We start from the raw sequence: 15,335 nt of genomic DNA on the forward strand, positions 1-15,335 counted from the left end.
ATTACAACTGAGCATATAGAAGGGAGAACAGGATCAATGAATGATATCACAATGACATTACAGGCGGACCACCTGATTTTAGAGGCCTTAAAGGAGGACATTTCCAGCGAGGACGTGACCACGAACGCCGTGATGAAGGAATCCGTAAAAGGAGAGGTGGAGCTGATCTGCAAGGAAGACGGGATTATAGCGGGTCTCAATGTATTTAAAAGAGTCTTTGAGCTTTTGGATGCCCAGGTTTCTGTAGAATTTTACTGTAAAGACGGCGATGAAGTTCAGAAGGGACAGCTTATGGGAAAGGTAACCGGAGATATCCGGGTTCTTTTGTCCGGTGAGCGGGTAGCGCTGAATTACCTGCAGAGAATGAGCGGAATTGCTACTTATACACATTCTGTTGCGGCGCTACTTGAAGGAACAAAGACAAAATTGCTGGATACCAGGAAAACAACGCCGAATATGCGTATATTTGAAAAATATGCCGTGCGGGTTGGCGGCGGTTTTAATCACAGATACAACCTTTCAGATGGTGTTTTACTGAAAGATAATCACATCGGTGCAGCCGGCAGTGTGACAAAGGCTGTTCATTTGGCAAAAGATTACGCACCGTTTGTAAGAAAAATTGAGGTCGAGGTTGAGAACCTGGACATGGTAAAGGAAGCTGTCGAGGCGGGAGCAGATATAATCATGCTGGACAACATGACAGCAGAAGAGATGCAGGAAGCCATTCGAATCATTGACCACAGAGCCCAAACCGAGTGCTCCGGTAATGTGACGAAAGAAAATATCGGCAGAATCACCGCTCTTGGGGTGGATTACGTTTCCAGCGGAGCGCTGACACATTCCGCACCGATCCTGGATATTTCCCTGAAAAATCTTCATGCAGTATAAATCGGTTGGAAAGAAAGGCAGGTGAGCGCATCACATGATGACAGGTTCTGAACGCAGGAATGCTATAGTGAGCCATATAAAAAGCAGTGCGGTTCCGGTTTCCGGCAAGACGCTGGCGCAGGAGTATGAAGTGAGCCGTCAGGTTATTGTACAGGATATTGCCCTGATCCGGGCCTCCGGACATGATATCATTTCCACAAACCGGGGGTACATTCTGAATACACCGCGGACATTCAGCCGTGTGTTTAAAGTGAACCATACAGATGATGACCTGGAAAATGAACTGTGCTCCATCGTGGATCTGGGCGGCCGAGTGGTAAATGTTATGATTAACCATCGGGTATACGGGCACATGGAGGCGGAACTTAACATTAATTCCAGAAGAAAAGTCATGGAGTTTTTGGAGGATATTAAGAGTGGAAAATCCAGCCCCCTCAAGAATATAACATCAAATTATCATTACCACAAAGTAGAGGCCGACAATGAGGAGACACTGGAGATGATACAAGATATGCTGCGCAGGAAGGGATATCTGATAGAGCCGTAATTAAAAAAGCCGGGGCTGTGAGCTCCGGCGGAGAAAGGTATGAAAAAGAAAATTTATCTGAAAAAGCACTTCTGCTTTGTATGTTTATAATATAAACAAAGAATGTGACAAAAATGTGTTGTCAGCATTAATAGTTTGTAAAAGAATCATTTAAACTTTATGAAAGTATCTTTAGAAATTATGAAGTCATGCCCTTGACATTAAGAAAATGCTGTGATACGCTTTTTAACAGACCAACAGAAACGAAAAACGCAGTGACGAAGAGAGTAGTCTGCAGGACATTCCACAGAGAATTCCCATGGTGCCTCACAGAGGACGGATGCTGAGAGGGATGGATGAAGGGCAGATGAATATGGCTTCCGAGTGGCGCACCGAACAGAAAACGGACGGTAGATAATCCGACGGGATTTGCAGACATCATGCCGGAAGTTTTGTGCTAGGCTGCGATGGGTTCGCCCTTTACAGCGAAGAAGTGCTGGCTGGCACTTACTGAGGCTCTGTCCGCGAGGCCGGAGCGAACTGGAAGTGGTAACACGGAACTGATCCGTCTTCTTATATTTATTAAGAAGGCGGTTTTTTATTTCATAGGAAACTACTCCTATGAAATAAAAGGCCCTCCCGGCGGGATGCGCACTGCGGCGTAAGCTGTGGATGTCGCGATGCGACCGCCGCAGGCGCGAGTTTCGCAAGCGAAACTCTATTTCATTTCACAAACCATTTTATATGTAAAAATAACAACAGTGTCACTAAAGTACAGGTCTGACAGCGTTTTGGTACAGGTCAACGATTAAATTGGATGCCCCTTACACAGACTGGGCGGTGTCCTCAAAGGAGAGAGGATTATGTCAGAAAAACAAAAGTATTACATTACGACTGCGATTGCCTATACATCAGGCAAACCGCATATTGGGAATACCTACGAGATTGTCCTTGCAGATGCAATTGCAAGGTACAAAAGAAGCCAGGGTTACGATGTGTTCTTCCAGACAGGGACGGACGAGCACGGCCAGAAGATCGAACTGAAGGCAGAAGAGGCTGGAATCACGCCAAAGGAATTCGTAGACGATGTGGCAGCAGACATCCGGAGAATCTGGGATCTGATGGACACTTCCTACGACAAATTCATCCGAACAACAGATGAGGATCACGAGAAACAGGTTCAGAAGATTTTCAAAAAGCTGTTTGACCAGGGAGATATTTACAAAGGGCATTATGAAGGCATGTACTGCACTCCATGCGAGTCCTTCTTTACGGAGTCCCAGCTGGCAGACGGAAAATGTCCCGACTGCGGCCGTGAGGTACAGCCTGCAAAGGAGGAGGCATATTTCTTCAAAATGAGCAAATATGCGGACCGCCTGATCGAGCATATAAATACACATCCGGAATTCATTCAGCCGGTGTCACGTAAAAATGAGATGATGAACAATTTCCTGCTTCCGGGCCTGCAGGATCTGTGTGTATCCAGAACCTCCTTTAAATGGGGAATTCCGGTAGAATTCGATCCGAAGCACGTCGTGTACGTATGGTTGGATGCGCTTACAAACTATATTACCGGTATTGGATATGACTGTGACGGAAACAACACAGAGCAGTTCAAAAAAGACTGGCCGGCTGATCTGCACCTGATCGGCAAGGATATTATCCGTTTCCATACCATTTACTGGCCAATTTTCCTGATGGCGCTGGATCTACCGCTGCCGAAGCAGATTTTCGGACACCCGTGGCTGCTGCAGGGCGACGGCAAGATGAGTAAATCCAAAGGAAATGTTCTGTATGCCGATGAGCTTGTTGATTTCTTCGGAGTAGATGCGGTTCGCTATTTTGTCCTTCACGAAATGCCCTTCGAAAATGATGGTGTCATTTCCTGGGAACTGATGGTGGAACGTCTGAATTCTGAACTTGCTAATACGCTGGGCAATCTGGTAAATCGTACAGTTTCCATGACCAATAAATATTTTGCTGGAACCGTATGCGACAAGGGGGTTGCCGAGGAAGTGGATGCCGATCTTAAGGCGGTAATGGAGAGCACACCAAAGAAAGTCGAAGCCAAGATGGATGAGCTGCGTGTAGCCGATGCCATTACGGAGATTTTCAATCTTTTCAAACGCTGCAATAAGTACATCGATGAGACTATGCCCTGGGTACTTGCAAAAGATGAGGCAAAGAAAGACAGGCTGGAAACCGTACTGTGGAACCTGATCCAGGGTATTTCCGCGGGTGCTGTACTTCTGGAATCCTTCATGCCGTCCACAAGCAAAAAGATTCTGGAACAGTTAAATGACGGCCATGTAACAGACAAACCAGAAATCCTGTTCCAGAGACTGGATCTGGAGGAAGTGATGAAAAAAGTAGAAGAGTTTCATCCACAGGCAGCCGAGTCGGAAGATGCGGCAGAAGAAGCCGTGATCGACATAGAAGCAAAGCCCGAAATCACATTTGATGAATTTGGAGCAATGCAGTTCCAGGTAGGTGAAATCATAGCCTGTGAAGAAGTCAAAAAATCCAAAAAGCTGCTCTGCTCCCAGGTAAAAGTCGGAAGCCAGGTAAAACAGATCGTTTCAGGAATTAAGGCATATTACAAACCGGAAGAAATGGTAGGCAAAAAAGTAATGGTACTTGTAAACCTGAAGCCGGCAAAACTGGCGGGAGTCCTGTCAGAAGGAATGCTGCTCTGCGCAGAAGATGCAGACGGCAATCTGGCACTGATGACCCCTGAAAAAGACATGCCGGCAGGTGCGGAAATCTGCTAATTATAGCGTACTTCAATGCAGTAATGCGTGAAAAGGGGTCAGACCCTTTTGCAGAGGGGACTGTCCCCTCCGGCAAAGGGGTCTGACCCCTTTGAACTATCGAAACCCTTCTTCCCTCTTAACGATATAAAGAGGACGCTTTTTTGTTTCCATGTAATCTTTTGAGATATACTGCCCCAATATGGATATAAACAACAGCTGTATCCCATTTAGTCCCAGTATGAGCAGCACCACAAGCATGATTCCACTGGCTGCGTAGCCTAAGATAAATGTACGTACAGCCGTTACAATACCCAGAATCAGTGCGGCCGCCAGCAGAAGGCTGCCAGTTGTACCTGCCAATGTTACCGGGGCGGTTGAGAAAGAGAAGATTCCATCCAGAGCATACTTGAACAGGCTTTTGAAGCCCCACTTGCTGTTCCCAGCGGCACGCTCCACATTACGGAACGGGATCCACTTTGTGTCAAATCCGATGAAAGAAAAAATCCCCTTCATGTATCTGTTATATTCCTTGAATTCCAGTATAGAGTCTGCCATTGCCCGATTCATCATGCGGAAATCCCCGGCGCCGTCACTTATGTTTATATCACAGATCCTATTGATGATCTTATAAAATCCGCGGGAAAGAAAGCTTCTGACCCTCCCTTCACCCTGGCGGTCTTCCCGGAAACCGGCACAGCAGTCATAACCCTCATTCTTGAGGACACTGTACATTTCCTTTAATAGTGAAGGAGGGTGCTGGAGATCCGCGTCCATAAATACACAGTAATCTCCGGAAGCATACTGCAGCCCGGCATACATTGCGGCTTCCTTGCCGAAATTCCGGGAGAATGACAGGTATTTACAGCGCTTGTCCCGGTACACCAGACTTTGCAGTATTTCCGGTGTATGATCCCGGCTTCCGTCATCAATAAAAATAAACTCACATTCTGCAGTCTCGATTTCCCCGACTGCCTTCCCGGTCTCCTGATAGAACATGGTAAGTACCTGTTCTTCATTGTAGCAGGGCACGATAATGCTGATTTTATCCATGTTTTACTTCCTCCTTATGGAAAATCTTATATTTGCAAAGTACATAATTAGATAACACGGTTATTACACTTACCATAATTTTTGAGGGCAGAGGCAGTATGCCAAGAGAATCTACCGCAATCCACAGAAGGATATTTTCCGCCAGCAAGGTCAGAAATCTGAGAAAAACAAAGGAACAGAACTCCTGCAGGATATGTTTACGTGAGTGAAATACCAGCCTGCGGTTGAGCAGATAGGCTGTGACAACGGCTCCTGCCCATGCTAATGTATTGGCAGCAAGATATTCCACATGTGTTTTTAAAAGTATAAAGTAAATTAAATAGTTTACAAATGTTGTTGCACCTCCACTCAGGCAGTAGAGTACAAGTTCTTTCTTCAATTTCAGCATACGCAGAAGAAACAGTACTGGAACCCGCAGAGCATAAAGAAGATACATCAGGAAGCTGATAATAGTAATTATAAACCCGGCCATCTGTCCCGGTGCATGGAAGCGGATTCTGATATCATGAGCGCCTTTCGTCAGCTGAACTCCGGCGAAGGCCTGGTTCAGGGTGAGGATAGGAACATTTTTCCCATCAACCCATATTTCCATACCATTTTGTACCGGAATCGAGGTTACAAAATAACCGTCCTCATCAAGAGTGGCCTGGCAGGATAATATTTCACCGGTTTCAGTCGTCTGATTTTCTACCGATGTATATTGCTTTTCAAAAAGATTCTGCATGTCATAGGTATGCCAGTTGATATTCTTTAAAAGATATTTCCCCTTGGAAAATGTAATATCAAGAGCATCGATCCCGTTTTGAGAAGAACTGGAAAACTGATAATGAAAAGTATTGTTTCCATTGGGGTAAGGGGCGCTCGGACCGGACAGTTTATTTCTCATCTGATTAATATCAATAACAACTGCGTGTTTCCCCAGATTCTCAACTTCAAAATCCAGAAGCAGAATCTGATCCTTCAAGCTCTGGTTCAGATTTAGTGTAATATTGGTATCCTTCTTAACATTCAGCAGCCATCCTTCATCCATCTTTTCGGCCTGAACAGTGTCCGGCAGTTGAAGATCTTCAAATGCAGGTGCATAATTCTTCATTTTAGATTCCGTATCAGTGGAATTATTGACGGAGTGTTCCCCACGGGTATTGCCCACAGAAGCTGCCAAGGGATCGGAAGTGCTGTTTCCTGCTTCAGATTTATCATTAACAGCATCCGGGTCACTGACAGTGTCTCCTTCCGGTATAATCGTAAATCTCGTTATAGCATCAAGCCGATCATATGCTCCCAGCTTCTCAAACTGTGATTCACTCATGCAGGAGCTGGTCGTATAGGCAACAGGCAGAACACTCCTGTTTTCAGCCAGTACATGCCGGGTGTCGTTATTTCTGCCATCGTTTGTGCTTTCATCCTCTGTCTCAGCTGTTTTAACGGTCTGGTATCCGGCAGGAACATTGCCCTGGGTTGTTTCGATATAACGCACCTCCAGAAAATTCAGCAAAAACGGGTTGGAAGAGGGCAGAATCGCCAGCCGGTTATTAATCTGAACGGGGGACAGCAGCGTATCATAGTAAAAACTTGAGTATTCTTCATTAGAAATAGAAGAATACATGGCACTTTTCTGTTCATTACCATCTAACACGAGATTACCTGTATTCAGTATGTTAGTCAGGTTATCACAGCGGTAGAGCGGAGATCCGTTTTTTAACAGATTACTGTCCAGAGCCAGGTCTTTTGTGAAAACATCTTCTTTTCTCACAAATTGTTCCCTCTGCATCGTCTGATAAAACAGGATACAGGGCATAATGCACAGCAGTATCCGGCTGACGGTATATCTGGCCTGCAGTAAGGTTTCTTTACATCTAACCTTATGAATCAGAACAACAAATATCAGAATCCCAAGATCGGCAGCCATCCATGGAAATGTACTTTTAGTACGGAAAAAGTACAAAAATACGGCTGCAATGAAACAGGGCCAGAGCTTCCAGTCAAGGTTTTTCTGTCGCAGTTCATTTAATAGTTTCGCACATTGAAGGACAACAAGCGGAACAAATGGAATCAAAATCTTTGCCCGGGCATATAAAGTCCCGTTGAGTATCCATGCAGCAGCGCCGCAGAAAGAAACAAAGAGCAGCATGGCACTGTCCATCCGGTATTTTTTATGGCAGAGCCCAAGGAGCAGCAGATAAAGGCATATGGCAGTCAGTCCCATTCCATACGGACTGTACAGAAGGTAGTGCATATCCGCATTGGCCCCCAGTATCTCCAAAAGGTTTAGTTTGTCTGAAGAACGGCGGTGCTCCAGAATGACCAGCGCGGTTGGAACAAGAAGAAGCGCAGCCATGCCAATGGAAAGAAATGCAGTTTTCAGATATTGAAGAAATCCATGCTTCCAGAACCCCTTCCCTTCCTGCCTGAGCCAGTACCAGCCAATCACTGCCAGGCAGGCAATGGAGTAGTAAAAGCTATTGAGGTAAATCATAAGCATGCAAAGAGGAAGAAACTGGAAGCGCTTTTTCTTAACGCATATAAGCGCAAGCAACAAAAACGGCATATAATTTACAAACATAATCTGCCGGTGCGTCTGAAAAAAACAAGCCGCCGTCAGGAAAAACAGGCTGCCGAGGAAGGCTGATACCTTATCCTGAGTGTGTTCCCCAAGCCAGTAATAGCAGAGCATAACGGAACAGAAATATCCTGTCAGCATGTATCCGATCAGTAAATATACCATAGGGACAGCCGGGAACAGGCATCCAATAAGGATATCCGGCCGCAGGTAGCCATAATAAGAAAACTGATAGCCGTTGCTGCCTCCTCCCAGCGGCAGAAAAGCCGGAACCAGGGTCTTCTGTTCGAGACAGGCATTGCGGATTGTCTCAGCCAGCCGGACATGCTGGCTCAGCCAGTCCGTATAAGAACCATAGAAATATCCCCCCGGTATGGTCAAAAGTACCAGAATAATGAAGAGCCCGGCCAGCAGTGCGGGGTAGAAATACTTTTTGTGCGTCATACTCTCTCCTTTTTATACGTGCAGAAATAACAGGGCAGGCGGGCATGCCTGGATGGAAATCCGGCGGCAGCACACAGTATAAAAGCCTCATATTCCGCTGTAGTGTGAATTCGATGCCCCGCAGTTTGCCGCGGGGATGTAATTTAACAGTTTTATTGTTTACATCTGTGAATTATACAACCCGTTTCTTAAAGAATTCCCAAAGTGAATCTGAAGAATTCTTAAGAGTAACTATATTTTTTCTGAAATCATGTATAATGGAACTGGAAACAAGGGGGATGAGAAACATGGAAACAGCCAGAATTATAATAGTAGATGACAATCCGGAAATCCGTGAGATTATCCGTATATTACTTCAGGGTGAAGGGTATGACATCGAAGAAGCAAGGAATGGTATGGAGGCTCTGGAAATGCTGGAACAGGGAATGTTTGACCTGATCATCCTGGACATCATGATGCCGGGGATGAACGGATACCAGACCTGTCTGGAAATCCGGAAGCAGAGCAATGCACCCATTTTATTCTTAAGCGCAAAGGGGCAGGAAAGCGATAAAACGCTGGGATTTTCCAGCGGCGGGGACGATTATCTGGTAAAACCATTTTCCTACAATGAGCTTGTCAGCCGTGCCAAAGCTCTTATCAGGCGGTATCAGATTTATAAAGGGAAAGAGAACAGTGAGACGGTGTCGGAACAAGTGATCTGCACCGGTAATACCCAGGAAAAGCAGCGCCTGCATTTCCATGATCTGGAGATAGATGAAGAGCAGGAGGCGGTGTATGCAGAAGGCCGGCAGATAGAACTTACGGACACAGAATATGCCATGCTCCATCTGCTTATAAAATACCGGCACCAGATATTTTCGGCGGAAAGACTGTATGAAGCGGTCTGGGACGAACCTTACTATTACGGAGCCAACAATACGATTATGGTCCATATTAGAAATCTGCGTAAAAAGATTGAAAAAGATGCAAAGAATCCAGTACTCATTAAAACCATATGGGGAAAGGGGTACCGCTGTGATTAAGAAAATGAAGTCCGCAGTAAAAAGCTGGAAAATACGCACGAAGCTTTCTATACTTATGCTGGCTTCTGCGATCGTAAGTCTTTTTCTTTTTTGGTTTGTCTGGTCAAACATGGGCAATGTATGGAAATTTCTGTGCAGATTCCCTTCGATCACCTGGGATGAACAGGCACTGATTGAAGAGCTCGAAGTGAATGCAAAATATTATGATGTCCCGGAACGGGAAGAAAATAAGGAAGAACAGGCAGAAATCAAGTCATTTTTTGCTCCCAAGGATGAATATACCGGAATATATATTTATGAAATCGGAGGAAAAGGCCTATACAGGGCCGGTGCATATCCTGAGATTACGGAACGGGTAGTATACGGCAGCCTATTGGATGCAGGATACAAGGTCTCATCAGGAGAAATTGAAAACTACGATGAGGTCGCAATAGAATTCCGTAATGGAACATACAGTGTGATGATTTACTCCTATCATGCCATGAAAATGGTTTATCCATACCTTTTAATCAGTGTGCTGATCAGTGTCGGTGTATTCCTGGCAATAAATCTGCTGTTTATCAACCGAAGAATGAAACAGGTTCTCTGCCTGAAGGATGAGGTGCTGCAGATGGCCTCAGGCGATTTAAAGCATCCGGTACCAGACTGCGGGGAGGATGAAATCGGCATTCTGGCTGAAGAGCTGGACAAGCTCCGTACTGCGCTGGATGAGAACATCCGGCAGGAGGAAGAAAGCCGGAAGGCCAATCAGGACCTCATCACGGCCATATCCCATGATCTGAGGACACCGCTGACGATTCTCAACGGATATCTGGAAGTACTGCAGCTGAAAAAGATACCGGAGTCAATGGAAGAGGAGTATCTTTCCAGATGTCTTCAGAAAACAAGTGACATCAAAGAGATGACAGATAAAATGTTCGAGTATGCGCTTGTATTTGAAGAAACAGAGGAAGTTAACATGGAGAAGGTACCAGTACAGGCCGTCCTGGAAATCCTGCAGGAAAACCTGGACTTCCTTAAGCTTGCCGGATTTGAGGCGGAAGTGACAATGGAAGAAAGCCGGGGAACGGTCATCGGCGATGCAACAATGCTCAAGAGAATATTCAACAACCTGTTTTCCAATATATTAAAATACGGAGACAAGAAAATCCCTGTCAGTCTGACCTTCAAAACAGAAAAACAGCAGATGAAAATAACTCTGATAAATACAGTTAAAAAAGAAGTAAATGAGACCGACAGCAACCGGATCGGACTCAAAAGCGTAGGAAAAATGGTGGAACGCCATGGGGGAGAACTGTATGTACTTAATGAAGGGGGGATCTACACCGTACAAGTTAAGATTTAGGAAGCGAGGGGATGAGGAGGGGCCTGTTCCAATTCCACACAGTGGCCCCATACCAACCACCAAAAAATTCTGACTTTCGAAATAATCTGATAAATATGTGTAATTTGGACAATTATATATTTATTTATTAAAAAAGAATAAAGTGCGTTGACAAATGAAAGCTTGTATGATATTATCTAACTAATCCAAACGAGATAAATAAAAAAGAAAAAGATATCTCAAAGGAAATCATCTGAACGAACATAATAAAAATGTTCAATTAGATTAAAATATTTGATCAAGGAGGCAAAGGTCCAATGGACAATGTATCGTCATTTATAGTTCAATATGTTAGTGGTACGGCAAATGGAAGTTCCTGTGAAGAAGAGACCTTTACTGATATAAGATAAAGGAATCCAGTACAAAAGAAGAATGAAAAGGATTTAATCGGAGAGTTCGGAAACTGGATTAAAATCAAAGATTTAACATTTGCAAACGTATTGAATATAGATACCACGTATAACAGAGTTCCTGATATGTGTAAAGAAACATTAACAGGATATCATTTCATAAAAAGTGTACATAGTTATAGAAGAAATAGCTTAATAGGCTGCTGGAATATTGTTATACAATACTGCGGGAACTGAAAGGCTATAGGATGAATAACCTAAGGTTATACTTTACTATTATGAATCGGTACCAGGAGCGAGAGCGATTGGATTCTAGTTATATAATCGATTTGTATATTGAAGGACAGGAGGTTTAGTAAGCAAGTCTTAGTGAACAGATTGAAGCATCAATAAACAAAGCGGTAAAGGTCTTACAGGAACGAAAATCAAAAGATTCCTCCGATTTATAAAATATATAGAATGAGAAAATTAAATAAGTGTTAAAATGCATCTTCAATGTCAATTGAGGATGCATTTTTTTGACATTGGGAAGTGCTTATGGTAAACTAAGGACAGAATTATCTGCACATGTGCGTATAAACGGGCGTATGCCGGATAAAAGATATAAATAATATTATATTAACGAGGTGAGTGCAGTGGACAAGTACGAATATAAGTTAAAGACAGAACAGATGCTTGAACTTATGGAAAGCGGTGCATATAATAAAGCGGCCGAGATTGCGGATACCATCGATTGGAAGAGAGTCAGAAATGCCACTATGCTGACAAATGTCAGTGACATATATGAGAGAAACGGGGACTATCAGAAGAGTTACGAGGTTCTGAATATTGCTTATCATCGTGCGGAAGGCAGCAGGAAGGTTATCTATCGTTTATGCGCTCTTGCACTTAAAACAGGAAATGTTGATGAAGCCATCGACTATTATGACGATTTTATGCAGGTTGCTCCTAAGGATCCAAACCAGCATATTTTGCGATATAAGATATTAAGGGCCAGGAGAGCTCCGGTTGAACAGCAGATTGAAGCGCTGGAGGAGTTTAAGAAGGCAGAATACATTGAAGAATGGGCATATGAACTGGCAAGATTATATCAGGAAGCCGGTATGACTGCCGAGTGTCTGGAGGAGTGTGACGATTTGATCCTCTGGTTCAGTGAAGGAAAGTTCGTATTTAAAGCGATGGAACTTAAGATGCAGTATAAACAGCTGACACCTTCACAGCAGGAAAAGTATGACCACAGGTATGAGAAGATTGAATCAGAGACGGAAGAGCTTCCGGATTTGACAGAATATCAGGCTAGAAAAGCTGCTGCTGCAGAAGAGCTGGACGGTGATGATTCTGGGGATGATTATTCACCGGAAGAAACAGATACGGATCAGTCAGAAGCCGCTGCTAAAGAAGATTCAGATGAAGAGACTCCATTGAAAGAGGAGCCTTTGGCAGAAGAAGCGAAGGAGACTCCGGAGGCTGATAGCGAGCCGGATGACTTGCCAGTAGATGAGACCGTACAAAAACTGGAGCAAAAAGGAATCGGCAGCAGGATGAAGCTGGAGGATGCCCTGCAGAGTCTTTTGCGGCCCAAAAATAAAGATGAAAAAATAGAACCAGAGACGGAAGAGGATGAACTTAACGAAGAAGAGATCCCTGAGCTGGAAGCAGCAATAGAAGAAATCGAATCCGTGATAGATCTGGAACTTGTAAATGAATATGCAGGAAAGAAAAAAAGAGAAATTCAATTTGATAAAGATTTGGAAGAGTTGAAAGCTGAACCTCTTGAGGATGAGATCCCGGATGAAGAACTGTCCCCGGAAACAGCGGAAGAACCTGCAGAAGAGGTGACTGTGGAAGAGACAGAACTTCTGGAAGGTGAATCGCTGGAGGAAGTGGAAGAGATTATCGGTGAGGTATTTTCTGAGGAACTCCCGGAAGATATGGAAGAGGAATTTTCAGAATCTGCAATAGAGACAGAAGGTATTGACGGCGAACTTCTCAATGAAGTACTTGAAGCAACAGAGGAAGAATTGTGGGACGAGGAGCCGCTGGAAGAAGAGGAGGAAGAAACAGCAGAAGACACTGAAGAGGAACTGTACGAGGAAGAATCCCTGGAAGATATCGAAGAAGAACTGTCAGAGGAAGAACCGGCAGAAGACACTGAAGAGGAATTGTACGGGGAAGAATCCCTGGAAGATATCGAAGAAGAACTGCCAGAGGAAGAACCGGCAGAAGATTCCGCAGAAGAACTGTACGAGGAAGAAGTGACAGAAGATTCAAAAGAGTTATTGTACGTGGAAGAACTGCTGGAAGATAACGGGGCAGAACAGATAGTGGATTCCGAAGAGGAGACGTTTGTGGAAGAACCTCTAGCAGAATCAGAAGAGGAACTGCCAGAGGAAGAAGAGTTGGCAGACAGTAAAGAAGAGCTGCAGGAGGAACCTTTCGAAGAGGTACCAGAGAGAATAGAAGATGCAGCCGCAGCAGATAATATAAAGCAGGAGAATAAAAAGCCGGTGGATGACGACCAGATACAAGGTCAGCTCAGCATTGAAGACATTTTAATGGGATTAGGGCATGACGAGCAGGATGAACCGGCAGAAGAGGACAAGATGGAAGAAAAGAAAAAGAGTGCGGAGCCGATACTGCCGCCGGATATTCAGAGATTGATTGACGAGATTGAAGGAGTGCTGCCTGAGGAACCCAAAACTGTGAGGACACCTGCCAGAAGGGATGAAGAACCTCGTGAAAATATGGGGGCAATAACGCAGCAGCTCAGAATTGATGATATCGCGGAGTTCCTTGATGCTTCAGACGATGGTATTGAAGAAGATTTGGAAGGCTTCATTGATGACCTTCCGGAGGAAGTAGACGAATATGCTCAAGCGTCAGACGAAGAAGTATATGAAGATGATTATGCAGACGAGTATGAGGATTCTTATGACGAGGAGTACGGCGATGCAGAAGAATCTTATGATGAAGAGTATGATGATATAAAAGAGTCTCAACCGGAAGCTGAGGAAGAATTTACGGCAGAATATGAAGAAGCTGACGAAGAATTCTATGATGACGGATATGGTGAAGAGGAATACGAAGAAGAAACATATCTGGAAGATGAGTATGATGATGGCGAAGCGTATGAGGAAGACTACGATGAGATCGAGGAAGAATCATATGAAGAGGAATATGACCAGGATTACTACGATGAGTATGAGGAAGAGGAACTTGCTGAATATGATACCGAGGAGCCTGCCGAGGATATAGAAGATATAGCAGCTGGTTTCGAGGAAGAGTTCCGACCGAACCCGGAACAAGTGGAAGAATTTGACGATAGAGAGATCCCGGATGAAGATGATGATATAGATATCATGTCGGCTACAACTCCGTTGAGCCGTAAGGAAACGGCAAAGCTGATTGCAACAGGTAAGACAGCACCTCTTCCGCTGAACGAGATCTCAGATGCGCTTTCCATGTCAGACACGGGATTTGTTGTCCATGGCAGATACGATCTGGAGACACAGAGCGGTATCGGGACACGGGCCGGGCTTACAGATGAGCAGAAAAAGTTATTCTCATACTTTGTGCCGGTACGCGGTATGAGTGAGCAGCTTGTGGATGTACTTGAGCAGGACAATAACTGCACGAACCGGAACGGCACTTCCAAAACCGGCAACCTCCTTATCATTGGTAATAAAGGAAATGGTAAGACTGTTCTGGCTGTGGATGTTGTCAAAGCAATCCAGAAGCAGAGGAATATCAGGCAGGGAAAGGTCGCAATTGTAACGGGCGACTCTCTGAATAAGAAAAAGATCAGCGATATTTTTGATAAATTATACGGCGGCGCTCTGATTATCGAGAAGGCTGGAAAGCTGAATGAAAAGACCGTGGCAAGGCTGAATAAGGCGATGGAAAGAGATACAGGCGAGATGATGGTTGTTCTTGAAGAGCAGAGGAAGCCTCTGGACAGACTGCTTTCCTCCAACAGGGAATTCCGCAGGAAGTTTACGAGCCGTCTGGAAGTACCGATTTTCATTAATGATGAACTTGTAACATTCGGCCAGACATATGCTCAGGAAAATGGATACCGCATCGATGAGATGGGAATTCTTGCACTCTACAGCAGGATTGACGCGCTTCAGAGAGAGGACCATGCCGTGACAGTTGCGGAAGTGAAGGAAGTCATGGATGAGGCTATGGAGCATTCTCAGAAGGCATCAGCAAAGAAATTGGTAAAACGTGTATTTGGAAAAAATACGGATGATGCGGACAGAATTATCCTTTCGGAAAAGGACTTTAATATTTAAAATGTGATGTAATAGACAGATTCTGCGGAGTCTGTCTATTTTATGCCATGAGGCGGATTT

General features: G+C 44.5%; 8 protein-coding genes. 6 read left to right on the forward strand and 2 right to left on the reverse strand.

From position 1 onward, the window contains the following. The first annotated feature begins 36 nt into the window (after positions 1–36). The 3 genes from nadC to metG all read left to right on the forward strand — a co-directional run bounded on the left by nadC (position 37) and on the right by metG (position 4,185). Positions 37–888, forward strand: a complete 852-nt coding sequence (gene nadC, locus HMPREF0240_RS17330; RefSeq protein ID WP_035313949.1) for a carboxylating nicotinate-nucleotide diphosphorylase — start codon at positions 37–39, stop codon at positions 886–888. 34 nt (positions 889–922) lie between these two features. Beyond that, on the forward strand, positions 923–1,435 hold the full coding sequence (locus tag HMPREF0240_RS17335) for a transcription repressor NadR (protein ID WP_009004720.1): 513 nt from the start codon (positions 923–925) through the stop codon (positions 1,433–1,435). An 842-nt stretch (positions 1,436–2,277) separates the two neighbouring features. Further along, positions 2,278–4,185 carry a methionine--tRNA ligase gene (gene metG / locus HMPREF0240_RS17345; RefSeq protein ID WP_035313958.1) on the forward strand — a complete coding sequence of 636 codons (1,908 nt, stop codon included), beginning with the start codon at positions 2,278–2,280 and terminating at the stop codon, positions 4,183–4,185. Positions 4,186–4,281: 96 nt separating this feature from the next. Here metG and HMPREF0240_RS17350 read toward each other — a convergent pair whose 3' ends face one another. Both HMPREF0240_RS17350 and HMPREF0240_RS24075 read right to left on the reverse strand, forming a co-directional pair. Continuing rightward, positions 4,282–5,217 (reverse strand): glycosyltransferase family 2 protein, encoded by a 936-nt coding sequence (locus HMPREF0240_RS17350; protein ID WP_009004722.1) that lies wholly within the window; start codon positions 5,215–5,217, stop codon positions 4,282–4,284. Beyond that, positions 5,210–8,221, reverse strand: coding sequence for a YfhO family protein (locus HMPREF0240_RS24075; RefSeq protein WP_083806306.1), 3,012 nt, complete (start codon positions 8,219–8,221; stop codon positions 5,210–5,212). Before HMPREF0240_RS24075 ends, HMPREF0240_RS17350 begins: the two co-directional genes overlap by 8 nt. 287 nt (positions 8,222–8,508) lie before the next feature. Between HMPREF0240_RS24075 and HMPREF0240_RS17365 the strand changes: the two genes are divergently transcribed. From HMPREF0240_RS17365 to HMPREF0240_RS17375, 3 genes are all read left to right on the forward strand, one after another. Next, positions 8,509–9,246 carry a response regulator transcription factor gene (locus HMPREF0240_RS17365; RefSeq protein WP_009004724.1) on the forward strand — a complete coding sequence of 246 codons (738 nt, stop codon included), beginning with the start codon at positions 8,509–8,511 and terminating at the stop codon, positions 9,244–9,246. Further along, the gene (locus tag HMPREF0240_RS17370) at positions 9,239–10,591 is read left to right on the forward strand and encodes a HAMP domain-containing sensor histidine kinase (RefSeq protein ID WP_050794565.1); all 1,353 of its coding nucleotides are present in this window, start codon (positions 9,239–9,241) and stop codon (positions 10,589–10,591) included. The genes HMPREF0240_RS17365 and HMPREF0240_RS17370 overlap by 8 nt, the downstream gene beginning before the upstream one ends. A 1,024-nt stretch (positions 10,592–11,615) precedes the next feature. Next, entirely contained in the window at positions 11,616–15,275 is a 3,660-nt protein-coding gene (locus HMPREF0240_RS17375; protein WP_242833356.1) for a hypothetical protein, read from the forward strand. Positions 15,276–15,335: the final 60 nt, after the last annotated feature.

The organism is Clostridium sp. D5 (assembly GCF_000190355.1).
Classification (GTDB): Bacteria; Bacillota; Clostridia; order Lachnospirales; family Lachnospiraceae; genus Faecalicatena; species Faecalicatena fissicatena_A.

Excerpts from the sequence above, each read along its gene's own strand:
- nadC (WP_035313949.1), top strand. The coding sequence starts at position 37 with ATGAATGATATCACAATGACATTACAGGCGGACCACCTGATTTTAGAG.
- HMPREF0240_RS24075 (WP_083806306.1), bottom strand. The coding sequence starts at position 8,221 with ATGACGCACAAAAAGTATTTCTACCCCGCACTGCTGGCCGGGCTCTTC.
- HMPREF0240_RS17335 (WP_009004720.1), top strand. The coding sequence starts at position 923 with ATGATGACAGGTTCTGAACGCAGGAATGCTATAGTGAGCCATATAAAA.
- metG (WP_035313958.1), top strand. The coding sequence starts at position 2,278 with ATGTCAGAAAAACAAAAGTATTACATTACGACTGCGATTGCCTATACA.
- HMPREF0240_RS17365 (WP_009004724.1), top strand. The coding sequence starts at position 8,509 with ATGGAAACAGCCAGAATTATAATAGTAGATGACAATCCGGAAATCCGT.
- HMPREF0240_RS17350 (WP_009004722.1), bottom strand. The coding sequence starts at position 5,217 with ATGGATAAAATCAGCATTATCGTGCCCTGCTACAATGAAGAACAGGTA.